The organism is Bacillus cereus group sp. BfR-BA-01379, assembly GCF_022663605.1.
Classification (GTDB): Bacteria; Bacillota; Bacilli; order Bacillales; family Bacillaceae_G; genus Bacillus_A; species Bacillus_A mobilis.
This window is the reverse complement of record NZ_JAKUFT010000001.1, coordinates 92,633-108,804: the sequence shown is the minus strand read 5'-3', so window position 1 is coordinate 108,804 and position 16,172 is coordinate 92,633. Positions and strand designations below refer to the sequence as shown.

Sequence of the window (16,172 nt, the reverse complement as noted above, 5' to 3'; positions counted from 1 at the left end):
TACACGACAGCAATTCGGCTTGGATAATCTATTCAAATAAATGTCGATTTTCAAAAACAGCCATTTGCCCAACAGATCGAAAGCCAGCCTTTTTATAGATATTAATTCCATCAGGTGAAGCTTGTAATACACATTGAGCAACGTTCAATTCTTTTGCTTCTTGCAGCAAGTAATTAAACATAGTAGAGCCAAATCCTTGCCCTCTCATTTCTTCTTTCGTTGCTATATCATAAATACCAATACTATCTTTTGTACATACTAATGAACCAACCGATACGACTTCATTTTTAAAAATCCCTAAGTATAGTTTCAAATTCCCGTTATCCCATAAATCGGAAGAAGTGGTTTGATTGTAGAATGCTTGTACATGTGTACCTTCCTCTGATGTACCAAATAGATTAGCTAACGTTTCCCCAAACTTTTTAATTTGTCCTAACGAAGATGCTCTTTGTATCGTAAAACCTTCGGGCATTTTTATTGTTGGTTGAATTGTCTTTAAGTCTGCTACCATCGCGATATTTTGTTCTGCTTCTTTTAAGCCAAGTTTTATTAATTCGTTTTTTATAGTTTGCTCATGCCTATCATCCCAAAACCAAATACTCATTGGAAATTTCTTTTGATTATATGTGCTTACCACTTTATATATTTTCTCAATACCTTCCGTTACATCATTGTTTAGTAAAGTAATGATATTAAATGTATCTGCAGGTAAACCACAGTCTACAGCAATATAATCCTTCGTTTCTTTTACATTCATTCCACGTACCTGTCGCGCAATATATGACGTTTTATATGTGAAGTTATCTATTAATAACTGTTTATAATTCATTCTTTTTTCTCCTTTCATAAAAATTCGTATTCGAATCGTTCAGTATTAAATATAACATATATGAAATATGCCTATTTCTATAAAAATAGCTCTATACATCACTCTTTTCACTCTAAAAGAATTAAAAATGATATAACGTTGTCGGAATGAAAAAAGTGGTATATAATAAATATTAACATTACTAGTAATTATTTTAGGTATTCCTAGAATAAAGGAGCGATACATATGAAAATTACTATTTATTTCGGAAGTCATGAAGATCAAGATGTTCGTACTATGGACTGTCATTTAGATGTAGAAGATACAGAAGAGATTGTTTCTGTATCATAATATAAATTGTAGGGATGAACCCTATTCCCTACAGCGTTTAAGGCACCTTTTACAGGTGTCTTTTTTGTTGTTTTTTTCGTCAAAAACCCTTTACTTTATAGCGTTTTAATAGTAAAATATAAATATACGAACAAACGTTCTTTTTATTTTAATTGTACATGAAGGGATGATTTTTACAATGGCTCAAGCAAAGCGCAGAGGAAGAAAAAAGCAAACACCTATCATTTCAAATACAGGCTTTATCGGCTCTGTCTTTATTGATACATTGGAGTTACAAAAGAAATCCTATTATTTCGCTCGTAAAAAACTTCAAATTGTTCATCACGTACTTGATGGCCTCTCTGGGGCAACAAGTTCTCTATTTAAAGAACATAACATTTCAGCATACATGTCATGTGTGTATTTACATAAACAAAAGAAAATTGGCTTTGTTCTTTCAACGAAACCATTTGAACAAAGTGACGGTGTTGCTTACTTTATAAATTATTTAATCGAAAAGAATTTTTACGGTAATGACGAAGGTGTAGAATATCAAGAAGTATTTAATACAGGTTTTATCGGTGTAGTATTCGCTGATTTATGTAGCATAGATCGCTTTAATTTCGAGTTTGAAATGGGTATGTTAACGAAATTAATGAAAGATATGATTATTCCGGTTAAAGAACTCTTTTTACGCCACAATGTACCGGCCTACATCTCCACTTCTCATTTAGAGGAACAAAACAAATTAGGTTTCATTCTATCTGTAAAACCGTATGATGAACGTGCAGAAGCAGATTTATATTTTGAGGCGTATTTAAAAGAACGCGGGTTATTTATCGGTGATGAAGAAGATGATATTGATAAGATTGTTATTAGAAAAACAGCTGAATTACGATAGAAAAGCGCAGGATCATCCTCCTGCGCTTTTTATAATTTATGAAGTTGATTTACCAAATAAACGGTATTAGTTTTTTTTGTTTTCTGTTTATACAATGTAAATTGTTCCCCATACTTGTTTTGTAAGTAATCATCAGATTTTGGAATATAGTCAAAAACAAATACTAAGAATAGGCCTATACGTTTTATAGTATTTGCTTTTCTTACCTTGAATGATGTAGCAATATACATTATAAATAACCTAAGATTCTACGAAGCACTATAATCTTTTGAATGCACTTCTAACGTGAAACGATTTGATGAAATCTTAATTACTATTAAATATAAGATTCCACCTACAATTGGAATGATGTAGGCTGGAATATAATTTAATAATAGACCTGATATTGCGAGTGCTATTGGCTGCATCATTTTTCCTAAGCTTAATCCAATACTAAGCACTCTTCCCCTATATTCATTAGGGATCTCTTTTTGCATGAAATAGATTAAAGGAATATCAATTAGCGCTATAATAAGCCCTAAAAAGATCATAACAACACAATACGTAATAACGAATACAAAATCATTCACTTCAAAGCTTTTGAATAAAACTGGAACCCCTGAAAAAATCATAATAACTGACAACATATAACTTAGCTTTTTCAAAAGATAAGAGTAAGAAAAACGATCAGATATTTTTTTTACTACAATTGCACCAATTATCATCCCTACTGGAAAGGTCCCTTGAATGATACCAAATTGCTTAGAACTAAGATTGAGTACTGTGTTAATAATGTATGGCAATGGAACGATAACAGCAAAGCCTAAGAAGAAATTAAACGAAATTAAAATATGAAACGTATTCTTTAAGCTTTCCTTATCAAGTAAGTAAGAAAACCCCTCTTTTATATCTTTAATAAAATTAACTCTTCTTTTTGAATTTTCCTCATTTATATTACACTCGAACAGTTTAAAGTGAATAAATAGTAATGCTATCCCTGAAAGAATAAATGAAATACCGTTTATAATGATAAAAGTTTTCATATCAAATACTGAAAAAATGATACCACCTAACATGGGGCCAAGAATTAGAGATACAGAATCAATAATTTTACTTATAGAATTAATACTCATAAGCCTCTCTTTAGAGACGATATTCGGTTTCGCAGCTTCTAATCCTATTCCAAAAAAGGTTGTAAAGACCGTCATTAGAAAGGTCGTAGTATAAATGATGAATAAGTTTAATCCATAATGGCTGCTTACTATATAAACAGCTATTAATAAGCAGCCACTTAGTAGATCCATACAAACAACTAGTTTCTTTTTATTAACTTTATCAGCAATTACACCAGCAAATGGATTCATAACAATCATTGGAATTGTTCCTAATATGAGCGTAATCGCGAAATTTAACGCTGATCCAGTTATTTGTAAAACATATAAACTTAATGCGAAACTATACATAGAGGTACCGAATATTGATACTGTTTTTGCGATTGAATATAAACAAATATTTCTTAGTTCCGGGTTTCTTTTTTTATTTTCTATATGTAATCGTAAACCTCCCATAACAATTCCCCCACTTTTCTTAGTATTACATTAAGTGTAAGTTATTGGGTTAACCCAATATCAATATGTACTATTTGAAAAGTTTTAAGGGGAAATAAATAAAAGATGGGGTTAACCCCATCTTTTTCCGAAAAATGAATATGTATAAATTTCTTCTCCCTGAACAAAGAAATCCTCGTATTTCCCGCCCCGTTCCAAATAATTTGATGTTCTCTCATCAATGGATTGAAACTGTAGATTTTGGATTTCTTTCGTTACTTTTGAAAGTGTAAAATTAGCTTGAAATTTATTTGTAATTTGGCTATTTGAGCTAAAATTTTTAAATAAAATAAATAAACTTAATAAATAACAATCAGGTTTAAAAAGCGGATTTAATTCGTGAAGTAAAAAATTTTCATGCTCAAAACTATAATTGCTCGTACCAGAATGATCAATTACAATATCAACAGACCGATTCTGAATAGGGATGTTCAAAAAATCAGCACAGATAAAGAGTATGTTTCTTTTCGGATTTCTTCTTGCTAATACATCTTTTAAAAATATAAGTTTATTTAAATCTCGATCCACTGCTATGTATAGGCAATCTTCGGGTAGGTCTTCATAAATGTTTCTCAAAAAGAATCCAAGTCCCGATCCTATATCCAGTATTAATTTGTTATTTAAATCTAAATGTATTAGTTTCTTTTTCGCCCATTCCCCTTCTTTAAGCATATTTTCCAAATATGCATTATCAGTTTCATGAATATAATCCGAAATAGTATCTTCAAGTGACGTTCGCTCATTTTCTTTAAATGATTTACCAGCAGTTATAATTCCTGAAGTAATACTATATTCTTCACCACAATTACAAATTAACTTCCCCTCAGTAATTTGATTGTTATTAATAATTCCATCTTGAAGAATTAGCTTTTTGCTACACTTAGAACATGCCAGTAAATGAAGTACGCTTAAATCTATCCCTAAAATTGAATTAGAGGTTTCATTTGTTAATAATAAATCATGTAACACTTCCTTTAATTTATCCCGTTTCTTCTCCAAAAGTTCTATTTCCTGTTCCAACTTGTCATATTTCAGTTTAAATAAAGATTGGTAAAAAGTATCTTTTTCGTAATTCATAGATTTCGCTAAATTTTTATAAAAAAATAGTTCTTTAATTTCATTCAAACTAAATCCTAGCGCTTTGTAATGTAATATAAGCTCTAAATCTGTTTGACAATACTCGTCAAAAAAATAGTGACCTCCCTTTTTTTCAGGAATAATCAGACCCAGGTCCATATAATGTCTAATTGTATCAATACTTATGTTATTTAATTCTCCAAATTTACCAATTTTCATAGCATCACTACCATTTGTATATTTTTTTATATAGATTTCTATTTTTATATTTAAAAACCCTTTAAACTTTCGAAACAACATTATTTACGTTATGTATGGGATATTTGGATGCCACATATTTTATAGGTGTATAATCCTTTTATTTAATTAAATTTTCATCGCATGGAATATACAGGAATTTATAACTTAATATAGAACATAAAAAGGAAAAGTTTATATTCTAAATAAGGGGATATACATACGGAATGAGGGATTAGAAAATGAAAATTGCAATAGTCTGTTTCGATAACTTTACTGATATAGATGTTTTTTTACCATGGGATTTATTAAATCGTGTACGTTTAGTTGGCGGTGTTTCTGATTGGAACGTTCAACTATTAGGAACGGAAAAAACTCATATATCCATGTCTGGCTTACGTATTCCTATGACAGGAAGCATATCTGATATTCCTACTGCTGACGCAGTAATATTTGCAAGCGGTAAGGGTGTACAAGATTTATATAAAAACCAAGAATATATTAATAACATTCATGTAGATCCTCAAAGGCAATTAATAGGATCTATGTGTTCTGGTTCATTACTACTAGGAGCTAAAAAATTGCTTACAGGTAAAAAAGCGACTACATATCCGTCCGTAGTAGAACAGCTTAAAGAATTCGATGTAGATGTTATTGAACAAAGTTTCGTGAACGAAGGAAATATCTCGACTGCTGCAGGCTGTTTTGCTGCTCAAGATCTCTCAGCTTGGATTATAAGAACCCTAATCAATGAAGAAATGGTCGATACTGTGCTAGAAACTGTTCAGCCAGTAGGCAAAGGTTTATATTTTTAATTTCAAATCAAGTTGAGGGAGTGGTTGCTCCTAAAAACAATAATATGAGACTTTTTACTTGATGGCGACGTAATATGCCTCCATTTTCAATTTAATTAAATAAAAAACCCGCGAATCATTCACGGGTTTTCCTCTTAATAACTAATTGCTATTGTACCTTCACCTGCATGAACCGCAAATGAAATTGGTAATGGATATAGTTTGAAATCCATTTCAGGGAATGCTTGTCTAATATCTGAAATCCATTCTTCAGCTCCATCTTTATCGTTAGCATGGAACATGTGTAGTACTTTTGGTAATTCTTTTTCAAGCTCATTTTTAATATATTCTCGACATTTTTGGATTTTGCGAACTTTCTTTTCAAGTAAAAGCTCTCCACCTTTTACTTCTAATATTAAGTTGACACTTAATAAACTTCCAAGTAAAAATTGAACTCCTTTTACACGTCCACTTGCGTAAAGGCCTTTTAAACTTTTCGGGAATACGTGGAAAGGTCTTCTTTTTTCATCTACTAATGTTTTGTGTATATCTTTTAACGTCATACCATCATTGTATAACGATTTCGCTTTTCTAATTAGTTCATCCATTGGATAACTTGTTGTTTCACTATCCAATACCGTTAATGGGAAACCTGCCATTTCTGCAGCTAACTTCATGTTTTGATAAGTTCCACTTACTTTTCCGCTAATAGCAACTGCAAATCCCTCTTCATATTCTTCTTTGCATTTCGAAAATAACTCTACCATTTCCCCTATGTTAGGCTGTGATGTAGTGACAGTTTTACCTTCGTTTAACGCATTATAGACGCGCTCACGCACACCTTCTTCACAATCTTTGTACGACACACCATCAATAATAACTTCAATTGGGATAACAAAGTTATCTCCTTCTGTTGTAAAACTCGCAGTTGTACTATCAGTAATCCAAGCAACACGCTTCATGTTGTTCCTCCCTTAATTCAATTCCTCTTTTCTGACTTTTCTATATATTTATGTTACGAAAAGAGAATATCCCTGTAATAGTAACAGGACTTTATTGTTTTGGCTATAGTAGATGCATATTAAATGTGAATATTTTTTGTCATTTTCACGAAAAAAAGAAGAAAACCGAAGTATTTGCCCCATTTTCTTCTTATCGTACATTATTTAAAAGTTTCATTATCTAAAATTACAACATAATCATTCGTCAATCGGCCAGCTTCTTTCGTATAACTAACAAGTCTTTGTATGTTATCACAACTAAGTTTTGCTCCCCATACGAGTAATGGTACACCGATAAAATCGATGTGGAACCTTCTAGAAAATAGTCCACCGAAAGTCATAGGTAAAGGTACTGTTGGTGATGTATTAGAAAAAATAATTTTTTCATGGCTATGATAATGTTTTTGCAGAATCTCTCCTAAATGCTTCATCGCAGGTACGACGACTTTGGATGCCCCGCACCCAATTGTATATACAGGATTCTCATATTCGTCTACTCCATGAAAAATGATTTTCCCCATATCCTCTGTTTTCAATTTATTAAAGTAATCTACATTTAATATTTCTTCTTTCGTTAACTTACGATCCGTTGGTAATTTATTCAAATGATATGCTGCAGCGAGTGCAGTTGAATGCGTTCCGCCGAAATCTGTGTAAATGAATATCATATTATCATCCCTTGTTGTAAAAATTCAATGTTATTTAGTATTACCGTCCACAGCATTGTTAAACAAGGGATACATGTATTTACACTTTTTGTATTAACTCGTTATATTTTTTCCAAATATAATATCGTCTACTTATTACTGTACCTAATGTGACGCATAAAAAGGCATTCGTAACAACCATTAATGTGTTGTGAGTACTATCAGAAAACATACTTTGCTTAATTACAATTTTCGCCCCTAAAATAATAAGAAGAATTATTGTGCTTAACCAATTTCCTTTTCGTAATACATGACCCGTTTCACTATCTATTCGAAATGTTAACGCTTTTCCTCTAATAATCCCAAGAACCAATCCAATTCCGAGCATGACAACGAATAATAGTAATTGTAATATAGTTAATTGTCCCATATGAATAATGGACTGAATTGTTACAAAGCACAACAAAGTCGGAACGAGCCAAATGCGATTAACTTTCACTTTACGTTCCTTACTTTGCATTAACACGATAATAAGAATAACAAGTAAAATATCCATTTAGTATCCTCCTTTATACTTGTTTACCTATAAAATTATATTCACCTCTTTTTACTCCATACTTAAAATGCAATAGTCACTTTAAATTGTAAAATATGGAATGAGATTCCTCATCAGTCTGAAGTATTATTTTTAAAAATAAAAAGACATACTTTTTACTCGTACGTCTTTAGTATCTATATTCGTATTTTCATATACCTGTTTAAGCCATTTATTTTTCAGTTAACTCCATACCTTTAGGATTAGTTTTATTTAACACTCGAAAATTAAATTTACTTGCTAACATTAAAGTGATTTTATAAATAAAATATCCAACAATAGAACCTATAACGTTACAGATCACATCATCAATATCAGTAATACGTCCCCATCTACTAAACAAAGACTCCATTAGTTGTAATAATTCGATACTAATTGATATAACCAAGCCTAATAAAATAGTGTTTTTAAGCTCTTTAAATTTATCCCATATAATTGGTGCTAAAAATCCTAAAGGCATTAATAATAAAATATTCCCGCCTACATTTCTTACTATGATACCAATCATAAATAGGACATCACCATCATAAGCAATTCCTATTTTCCCTATATCTTTAATAATTGAAACAAAAGGGATAATATTAATTGAAAGTCTAATATGTTCAATACTAGTTGAAAAACCAATTGGTATGGGGAATAAAGTTACCGCAACAACCATACCAATATATATTGCGAACAGAAAACTAATTAGTTCTTTCCACCAATTTACACCTTTTTTACTTTTCATTCCAATTGAAATAATTCGTACAAGCAAATAACAGATAACTCCTACTATGATAAAAACACTACCATTAATCATATACAAACTGTTAACACATCCCTTCATAGTAATATTTTATAAATCCTTAAATATAAATACAATGATTAAGAATTCACTTGTATAGAATGAAATATTTTTCAAAACAAAAACAATCGTGAACTCGTTTAAATTGTTTTCTTATCTCTTCTTTATTTTCACCCGTATAATGAGCAAATGTTTGAACTGGATATAGCCGATCTATATTACTTTTCATTACACCTTTGATCTCGTCTGTATGATTGGAGTATACGTGTAAATATGAATCTACGTTTACGAATCCGTTCTTTTCATACCATCCATGTACCCATAGGTTATCCCTAGTCCATGCTTCTAATCGATTTAGGTTATGTTCTTTCGCTAACTTCTCTGCCTCATTTAATAGTTGATTAGCAATCTTCATTCTACGGAAATCTGGATGAACTGCAATATGCCAAATCATGCCGCCAAGACCAGTCCCTCTTGAGCAAACTGTACGTTCTTCTAATTCATATTCAATATCTATTAAACCCACAATTCGATTTTCATATAGAGCTACTAATTCAATAGCAGGCTTTTCATATTTTTCTTTCTCTCTAAATACATTATCGTAATATGCTGTATCTAAAAAAGACAACACACGACAACGTACCCAGCCTGTTTCATCAGATTTTTTATACGCTCTAATCTTAATATCCATGTAATCTAAAAACTCCCTCTATATTTTTATTAATTTTTTAATTCCTATATCGTTAATTTGGATATATACCACTTGAACACTCTAATCCATAGTGTAATTCTTTTACGCTTTTCGAAATTACATGCTGTGTATTGATCATAATGCAACTAAGATTCTTCCACCTAATTATTATTCAATATATAGATGGAAGACTCCTCTAGTTACATACACTAATTAAAGAGTGACACTTAAAATTATTTAGAATCTATTGTTTCAGTATGATATACCTTGGATCTTGAAGGTAATAAGGTAAACACACACAATATGATAGTTATAAGTAGCATTACGAATGATCCTACGATAACGACAAGTTGTATAGAAATAAATTGAGTTGTAACTCCGAACAATATCGTAATTAAAATGGTTATGACCGCAATCACAAGCTCATAAATACTCCCAATCCGTCCCATCATATGGACAGGTACATTATTTTGATAAAAGGTGTTAAATCCTGTATTTGCATATGCCATAGAGAAAGATAAAATAAAGAATCCGATAGTAGCTATTAAAAACTCATTTGAAAAAGCATAAATTAAATAACCGATAGCGATGAATAATGATCCTATTCCAATTAAAAATGAAGGTGTTAATTTTTTTGATAATATTGTATTTGTTATGGCTCCTAAAATAAACCCGGCTCCAGCGATACTAACTAAAAAGCCATATTCACTATCTGTTAACAATAAAACTTCTTTCGCAAATGACAATTCAAGTGAATCAGTTGCGGCAACTAAAACCATCATCCCTTGAAATAAGAAGTACACAAAAACGATATATAAAGATTTCTTACTGAAATTTAAAACGATGTTCCAATCTTTTTTTAATACAGCTAAAGATAACTTTTCATTTGACGTAGTAATATCGGATTTTTTATCAAGATTAGGTAACAGTAATGTAATTACTCCTGCTAAGAGAAATGCTATAGCATTTATATATATAGCAAACTCTGGTGTACTTGCAATTAACAATACTCCCGCTATCGCTGGACCAATTAAAAATGCACCAGATCCTATTAAACTACGTAATGAGTTAAAATGTTGTCTTTGCTCAACTGGAATTAATTTCGTCATATACGTCATAGCAGTTGGCTCATAAATTGCACTGGCCATACTAATAAAGAATACGAACACATAAACAATCCAAAGTGATGGAACTAAAGGTAAAATAGCGATAAATACTGCACGATATATATCGAGGTGAATCATTAACTTCCGTTTATTTAAACGATCAATCATACTTCCTGACCAAGCGTTTGTAAATAAAGCGGCTAATGGTTGAATTACATATAAAGTAACAACAGCTAAGGCTGAGCCCCCCATATTATAGACAAGTACATTCAGTGCTATTAAGTAAATCCATGCCCCTAAATTTGCAATACCAACTCCGGACAGTAGTAATAAAGGATACTTCCAATCTTTAAATAAGTTTTTCATTTTAGGCCCCCGCTTTCCAAATTGTTTTAAAACAACAAAAAAATCCCACCCCCAAGACTTTTAGTCTTAGGGACGAGATTTATCATCGCGGTGCCACCCTAGTTTGTTAATATGTCGCCATATTAACCTTATCAGGTACTGCATTCTAATTCATGCTTATACCATAGCTCTATAACGGGAGCTCCCGTCACACCATCCCCTAATAATAGGTTCCGATGCGCTGCTCAGAGGCTTGGTTCAATAAAGAATTTTTACTCCTTTTCAGCTAAATGGAGCTCTCTGTGAAAAATTCATTTTATTTACTCTTCTCTTCACTGCATTTGATTTTTTCCATATTATCACAATTATTTTTAACTGTAAATAAAAAATAATCAGATATTTAACGACCTGCTTCTGTTAATTCACTTATTTATTATTTTTTCTGAAAATTACGGTGCGTGAAATTACTTATAACTCTAAAAAGAACCTATTGGATCTAGGCTCTTCAAAGTGTTGAAATTAATTTGTATTTGCCTCTGCTAACGGTTGTAACGGTGGTTCTAAGTCTAGTTGTAATGCATCTCCTTCTTGTATAGCTTGTCCTTTTTCAATGCTTTGATTTGTTACATAGCCCGTACCTGTAGTTTTTAAATCTAATTTTAATAATTTAGAGAAATACATAACATCACGCATTGACCACCCTTGTAAATTTGGCATTCTTGCGTTGCTTCCTAATAAAAAGATACGATCTCCTTCACTCATTACTTCACCAGACTGCGGATATTGTTTTATTATTTTTCCTTCACCTAAAATTATCGGTTGGAACTTCTCTTTTTTCACCTTATTCTCTACTGTATCCATTGATTGACATGATTTTGTACTTTTAATTGGGATTTTTTCGTTGCATCGGCCATTTGTTTTTCTGTGTATGGTTTCACCTTTAAATATTCAAGGCTATTTTTCACAACTGGTTTAAATATTTCAGCAAGCGGCTGAGCTCCATACTCGTCCCCCTTTAGCTTTGGCTGCTTAATAGCTAAGTATACAATTAACTCTGGGTCATTAATTGGAGCCATTCCTAAAAATGAAAAAATATAATTTTCTTTTCCTTCCATATATCGTCCATTTTCAGGATTCGGAATTTGTGCTGTTCCTGTCTTACCTCCTATTGGATAACCGTCCACTTTATACATTGTACCGGTACCTTTTGAAGACGTAATAACACGCTCCATTAAGTCTCTTACCTTGTCCGCTGTCTCTTTTTTTATCGGATTTCCAGTTTCTTTCGGTTGATTTTCCATAATAACTTGATTGTTTGTTGGATTTACAACTTTGTCAACGATATATGGTTGCATCATTTTCCCGTCATTAGCTATAGCAGTAGCTGCTTGGATTAATTGAATCGGAGTTACTGTAGAACCTTGTCCGAAAGAAGTTGTAACTTGTTCAATTTGTGTATTTAATAATAAAGTATTTTTACTTTCACCAGGTAAATCTATGCCGGTTTTTTGGTTGAATCCAAATTTATTCATATATTGCTTAAATTTATCTGGTTTTAATAACTGATCTTCTAAAATAGAAAAAGCTACGTTTGATGATCTTTCAAAGCCTTCATCAAATGTAATAGATCCCCATCCAAATCCACCATTATGATCTTTAATATCAGATGAACCAACGGAATATTTTCCTGATTGGAAATATTCTTTCCCGTTATATACCCCTTCATTAATTGCAGCAGCTAGCGTAAATATTTTCATTGTTGAACCTGGTTCGTATGCATTTGCGATTGGATCATTCAAAAAATATTCGATATCGCCTTTATTAGGATTAAAACTAGGTTTACTAGACATTGCTAAAACTTTTCCTGTCTTTGGATCCGCTATGATTCCTACTAACATAGAAGGATCATAGTACTCTTGTGCTTTATTCATCGCTTCTTCTAAAAAACTATTAATTTGTTTATCTAGCGTAAGGTATACGTTATTCCCATTTTTAGCGGGCTCTATTTTCCCTATATCATTTGTAAGCGGGATTCCTCTTGGTGCTCCCACATATTCTATTTTCCCATTTGTCGAGCGCAAATATTTATCCAGACTCTTTTCAAGTCCAAATTTCCCTTCTGTATTTCCTTTATCATCAGGTCTAGCAAAACCAAGTATATAGGATGCAAAATCTTCATTTGGATATACTCTTGCTTTCTCTGTCATAAAGGATACACCTGGGATTTTTAATTGCCTAATTTGTTCCTTCACTTCCCTAGTTAAATTCCGGCCAACTTTTCCAATTTCAACTTGCGTACGTCCCTCATGAAAATTTTTTAATACATCCTCTTTATCAATTTCAAGCGCATCAGCTAATCGCCCTGCAGTTTCATCTTTATTTTTCACTTTATTTGTTCCTTTTAAATTCACAACAACACGATACGTTGTGGAATCTTGGACAAGCACTTTTCCAGCTTGATCATATATTGTGCCACGATTTGCTTCCAAAACACCATTTTTATTATGTTGCTCGTTTGCTAGATCCTTTACATTCACATTATGCAAGACTCCTACTGCCTGAATATAGAAAAACCGCGAAAGCATAATAAGAAACAAAACAATAAAAGCAACCATAAAATACCGCGCGCCTTTATTCGTTTGAAGTTTATGCATATTTATCTCCTTTCTTTCACAAATAATTACTGCGATAGTGTGCTATAAATTAAGTAGTTTTTGCTTTCAATACTATATGTTTCGAACTTTTCCTTTTAATTCCTTTAAATCGTACTGAAAGTAGCTATTGTTTCTTTTTTTATTTTTGTATTTACAATACGGTGCGTGAAATTTTCGAATATTCAGTCATAAAATAGTTAACTTATAATAAGCTACAAATTTAACGAATTTCCCGAAAAAATTCTCCTTCCTCAAACATGTGAAGGGCGTAGCCCAACGATAGGTGGGAGATGAATTTCGGTTTGACAGTAGTCAAAAAATTTTGATAAAGTAGCTATATGAGGTTCTTTGATAACTTGATATAGAAGGTAGCAGGAAGAAAATAGAGTGCGAAAACCAAGCCATTCGGTTCCTGCGTAAAATATCAACCGTATAAAGAGAACATCCAAGCGTTGGTCATCTAGGGATGGAACGCCCCGAAGTAACGCTCAGGGAGACGAAAGGTTGCTTTCGTCGTGGAACTGAGAAGCTCCCACTTCAAGCTTTGCTAAGTGGTGAGTAGTTCACTAGGTACTAACTCAGTTGCACTTTCCCAACTCTTTTAATGCATATATATCCTTTTCTTGTGCACAATAAAAAAGTTCCCCACTGGATTTCCAAAGGAGAACTTTTAAACAAACTTACAAATAGTTATTTATAAGAATTAAGCTATATGATTATATTTCGCTAAAAAAGGAATTCGTTTCGCTACTAATGCGTACATTTTAAATACAAATTTCGCTATCGGTTCAAACATACCTGTACTTTGCACTACTAAACCGCTCGTAATAAATGTTAAGAAAGCAGCACCAAGTATATCTAGAGGATAATGAACTCCTACGTACATACGTGATACACCAACTAATACTGCCCAAATAAGAGCGACATATTTAAGTTTTTCTCCTCTAAGCAAAAATACAAATGCAATGGAAAATACAAGTACAGAATGATCACTTACAAATGATGAGTCTGCTGCATGTGGCACTAATTGATGTACATCATGTGATACAAACGGACGTGGATGGTAATATACCGCATGTATCACAACATTTACTAGTAATGCGATAATGACTGAAAGTGTCGTATATAACACTGTGTATTGTTTTTTAATGGCATTGACTTTCTTTCCATTATTAAACCATAAGATAAACATAAACAAAATTGCTACATATACAGCACTATTTGTAATTGCAATCATTAGCGTATCTAATAGTTTGGACGATCCAGCAAAATTATTAAACCATTGAAATACTGTGTAATTCATAATACTCTCTCCTTACATAAAAGCGTTCTTGATTTACACAGTATACAACATCAATATGAAAATGGGCTTAAACTTTTCTCATCAAATTCTCATTTTACTAGTACTCATTTGACAATAGTAAGACTAATTATATCGGCTAATTATGTATAAAGCTGAAAAACCTTTAAAACAATACGAATCATACGCTTTTTATGTGTAGAATACATAACATAGTTATTTAAATATACTAGTTGCGAAATCATATTTTTATTACATACGAAGTGCGATATTACCAAATTGTTCTCCTTGTTCCATACGATTTAACGCCTGAATGGCTTCTTCTAACGAATATACTTTATCAATAATTGGCTTAATTTTATGTTTCTCTATAAACATAACCATTTCATGAAATTCCTCACGGCTACCCATAGATGTTCCCATTATATCGATTTGATTATAAAATAATGCTCGTAATGGTAATTCAATTTTATCTCCTGAGCTTGCACCGAAATTAACAATTCTCCCATTTGGTTTTAATACATCAAAGTATTTTAAAAATGTTGCTGGACCTATACTATCAATTATTAAATCTACTTTCTTTCCGCTAAAACTCTCTTCCCAATTTCCAGAACTATTAAAAGAAAAGTCTGCGCCGTATGTCTCGGCAAACTTTCTTTTACTCTCTACTCTTGAAGTAACACTTACTTTTGCACCAATTGCTTTTGCAAATAACATGGCAAATGTCGCTACACCGCCGCCTATCCCCGGAATTAAAACATGTTCTCCACACTTTAATCTACCCTTTGTAAAAAGTGCTCTATATGCAGTTAGTGCCGATAAAGATAGAACACCAGACTCTTCCCATGAAAGATATGACGGTTTTGCCACTACATTTTCAGCTGGCACAATAACATATTCTGCAAACGTTCCATCTTTCGGTCCACCTAACACTTCTGGTAACTCAGGTATTTCAGCAATATTATCCCATCCAATACTAGGATTAATAATAACCTCGGTTTGCAATAAAGCACCTGAAACCCCTTCACCAATTTCCGTAACAATACCTGCACCATCTGATCCTAAAACTAACGGTAATTGCATTTCTTTTCTATTATTCATTATAAATAAATCACGATGATTTAAGCCGGCTGATTTTAATTTCACTTTCACTTCTCCATCATTGGGTGTTATCTCTGGTAATACGTTATATTCTACCCCTTCAAATCCAGATTTATATTGTTGTACGATAGCTTTCATTATTATTCCCCCTTCATGATTCTAATGTACTAGAAAGTTCGAAATAAACAAAATAATTTGACCATAAAAAAGAAGGA

Annotated in this window: 13 protein-coding genes, 2 pseudogenes and 1 other annotated feature; of the genes and pseudogenes, 2 read left to right on the top strand and 13 right to left on the bottom strand. The window is 32.1% G+C overall.

The window, feature by feature from the left end; all coding sequences use genetic code 11:
• Positions 1 to 28: 28 nt before the first annotated feature.
• Complete coding sequence (locus tag MR113_RS00525; RefSeq protein WP_242250582.1) at positions 29 to 829, bottom strand: GNAT family N-acetyltransferase; 801 nt, start codon at positions 827 to 829, stop codon at positions 29 to 31.
• Between the two features lie 496 nt (positions 830 to 1,325).
• Here MR113_RS00525 and MR113_RS00520 point away from each other — a divergent pair, with 496 nt between their 5' ends.
• Positions 1,326 to 2,039, top strand: a complete 714-nt coding sequence (locus tag MR113_RS00520; protein WP_242250581.1) for a hypothetical protein — start codon at positions 1,326 to 1,328, stop codon at positions 2,037 to 2,039.
• Between the two features lie 49 nt (positions 2,040 to 2,088).
• On the opposite strand, the pseudogene MR113_RS28700 reads toward MR113_RS00520, so the two are convergent.
• The 3 genes and pseudogenes from MR113_RS28700 to MR113_RS00510 form a co-directional block, all read right to left on the bottom strand.
• A pseudogene (locus tag MR113_RS28700) lies at positions 2,089 to 2,218 on the bottom strand (methyltransferase family protein); the annotation flags it as partial.
• 69 nt (positions 2,219 to 2,287) lie between these two features.
• Entirely contained in the window at positions 2,288 to 3,586 is a 1,299-nt protein-coding gene (locus MR113_RS00515; RefSeq protein WP_242250580.1) for an MFS transporter, read from the bottom strand.
• Between the two features lie 111 nt (positions 3,587 to 3,697).
• Complete coding sequence (locus MR113_RS00510) at positions 3,698 to 4,921, bottom strand: MerR family transcriptional regulator (RefSeq protein WP_242250579.1); 1,224 nt, start codon at positions 4,919 to 4,921, stop codon at positions 3,698 to 3,700.
• 260 nt (positions 4,922 to 5,181) lie between these two features.
• Between MR113_RS00510 and MR113_RS00505 the strand changes: the two genes are divergently transcribed.
• Complete coding sequence (locus tag MR113_RS00505; protein ID WP_242250578.1) at positions 5,182 to 5,754, top strand: DJ-1/PfpI family protein; 573 nt, start codon at positions 5,182 to 5,184, stop codon at positions 5,752 to 5,754.
• Between the two features lie 134 nt (positions 5,755 to 5,888).
• Here MR113_RS00505 and MR113_RS00500 read toward each other — a convergent pair whose 3' ends face one another.
• From MR113_RS00500 to MR113_RS00460, 9 genes and pseudogenes are all read right to left on the bottom strand, one after another.
• The gene (locus MR113_RS00500) at positions 5,889 to 6,695 is read right to left on the bottom strand and encodes a DegV family protein (RefSeq protein WP_131932216.1); all 807 of its coding nucleotides are present in this window, start codon (positions 6,693 to 6,695) and stop codon (positions 5,889 to 5,891) included.
• Positions 6,696 to 6,895: 200 nt separating this feature from the next.
• On the bottom strand, positions 6,896 to 7,402 hold the full coding sequence (locus tag MR113_RS00495) for a DUF3189 family protein (protein WP_131932217.1): 507 nt from the start codon (positions 7,400 to 7,402) through the stop codon (positions 6,896 to 6,898).
• Positions 7,403 to 7,481: 79 nt separating this feature from the next.
• A complete protein-coding gene (locus MR113_RS00490; protein WP_242250577.1) occupies positions 7,482 to 7,937 on the bottom strand; it encodes a CcdC protein domain-containing protein in 456 nt (151 codons plus the stop codon).
• A 211-nt stretch (positions 7,938 to 8,148) separates the two neighbouring features.
• A complete protein-coding gene (locus MR113_RS00485; protein ID WP_242250576.1) occupies positions 8,149 to 8,781 on the bottom strand; it encodes a VanZ family protein in 633 nt (210 codons plus the stop codon).
• Positions 8,782 to 8,848: 67 nt separating this feature from the next.
• A complete protein-coding gene (locus MR113_RS00480; protein ID WP_242250575.1) occupies positions 8,849 to 9,451 on the bottom strand; it encodes a GNAT family N-acetyltransferase in 603 nt (200 codons plus the stop codon).
• 233 nt (positions 9,452 to 9,684) lie between these two features.
• Positions 9,685 to 10,923 (bottom strand): MFS transporter, encoded by a 1,239-nt coding sequence (locus tag MR113_RS00475; RefSeq protein WP_242250574.1) that lies wholly within the window; start codon positions 10,921 to 10,923, stop codon positions 9,685 to 9,687.
• 65 nt (positions 10,924 to 10,988) lie between these two features.
• Positions 10,989 to 11,247, bottom strand: a binding site (T-box leader).
• A gap of 174 nt (positions 11,248 to 11,421) precedes the next feature.
• Positions 11,422 to 13,556 (bottom strand): annotated as a pseudogene (locus MR113_RS00470) (penicillin-binding transpeptidase domain-containing protein).
• Between the two features lie 703 nt (positions 13,557 to 14,259).
• The gene (locus MR113_RS00465; RefSeq protein WP_242250573.1) at positions 14,260 to 14,859 is read right to left on the bottom strand and encodes an undecaprenyl-diphosphatase; all 600 of its coding nucleotides are present in this window, start codon (positions 14,857 to 14,859) and stop codon (positions 14,260 to 14,262) included.
• A 249-nt stretch (positions 14,860 to 15,108) separates the two neighbouring features.
• Positions 15,109 to 16,095, bottom strand: coding sequence for a zinc-binding dehydrogenase (locus MR113_RS00460; protein ID WP_242250572.1), 987 nt, complete (start codon positions 16,093 to 16,095; stop codon positions 15,109 to 15,111).
• Between the last annotated feature and the right edge of the window lie 77 nt (positions 16,096 to 16,172).

What these genes read in the sequence shown, in the direction of transcription:
- MR113_RS00525 (WP_242250582.1), bottom strand. Translation starts at nt 829, where the DNA reads ATGAATTATAAACAGTTATTAATAGATAACTTCACATATAAAACGTCA.
- MR113_RS00520 (WP_242250581.1), top strand. Translation starts at nt 1,326, where the DNA reads ATGATTTTTACAATGGCTCAAGCAAAGCGCAGAGGAAGAAAAAAGCAA.
- MR113_RS00515 (WP_242250580.1), bottom strand. Translation starts at nt 3,586, where the DNA reads ATGGGAGGTTTACGATTACATATAGAAAATAAAAAAAGAAACCCGGAA.
- MR113_RS00510 (WP_242250579.1), bottom strand. Translation starts at nt 4,921, where the DNA reads ATGAAAATTGGTAAATTTGGAGAATTAAATAACATAAGTATTGATACA.
- MR113_RS00505 (WP_242250578.1), top strand. Translation starts at nt 5,182, where the DNA reads ATGAAAATTGCAATAGTCTGTTTCGATAACTTTACTGATATAGATGTT.
- MR113_RS00500 (WP_131932216.1), bottom strand. Translation starts at nt 6,695, where the DNA reads ATGAAGCGTGTTGCTTGGATTACTGATAGTACAACTGCGAGTTTTACA.
- MR113_RS00495 (WP_131932217.1), bottom strand. Translation starts at nt 7,402, where the DNA reads ATGATATTCATTTACACAGATTTCGGCGGAACGCATTCAACTGCACTC.
- MR113_RS00490 (WP_242250577.1), bottom strand. Translation starts at nt 7,937, where the DNA reads ATGGATATTTTACTTGTTATTCTTATTATCGTGTTAATGCAAAGTAAG.
- MR113_RS00480 (WP_242250575.1), bottom strand. Translation starts at nt 9,451, where the DNA reads ATGGATATTAAGATTAGAGCGTATAAAAAATCTGATGAAACAGGCTGG.
- MR113_RS00475 (WP_242250574.1), bottom strand. Translation starts at nt 10,923, where the DNA reads ATGAAAAACTTATTTAAAGATTGGAAGTATCCTTTATTACTACTGTCC.
- MR113_RS00465 (WP_242250573.1), bottom strand. Translation starts at nt 14,859, where the DNA reads ATGAATTACACAGTATTTCAATGGTTTAATAATTTTGCTGGATCGTCC.
- MR113_RS00460 (WP_242250572.1), bottom strand. Translation starts at nt 16,095, where the DNA reads ATGAAAGCTATCGTACAACAATATAAATCTGGATTTGAAGGGGTAGAA.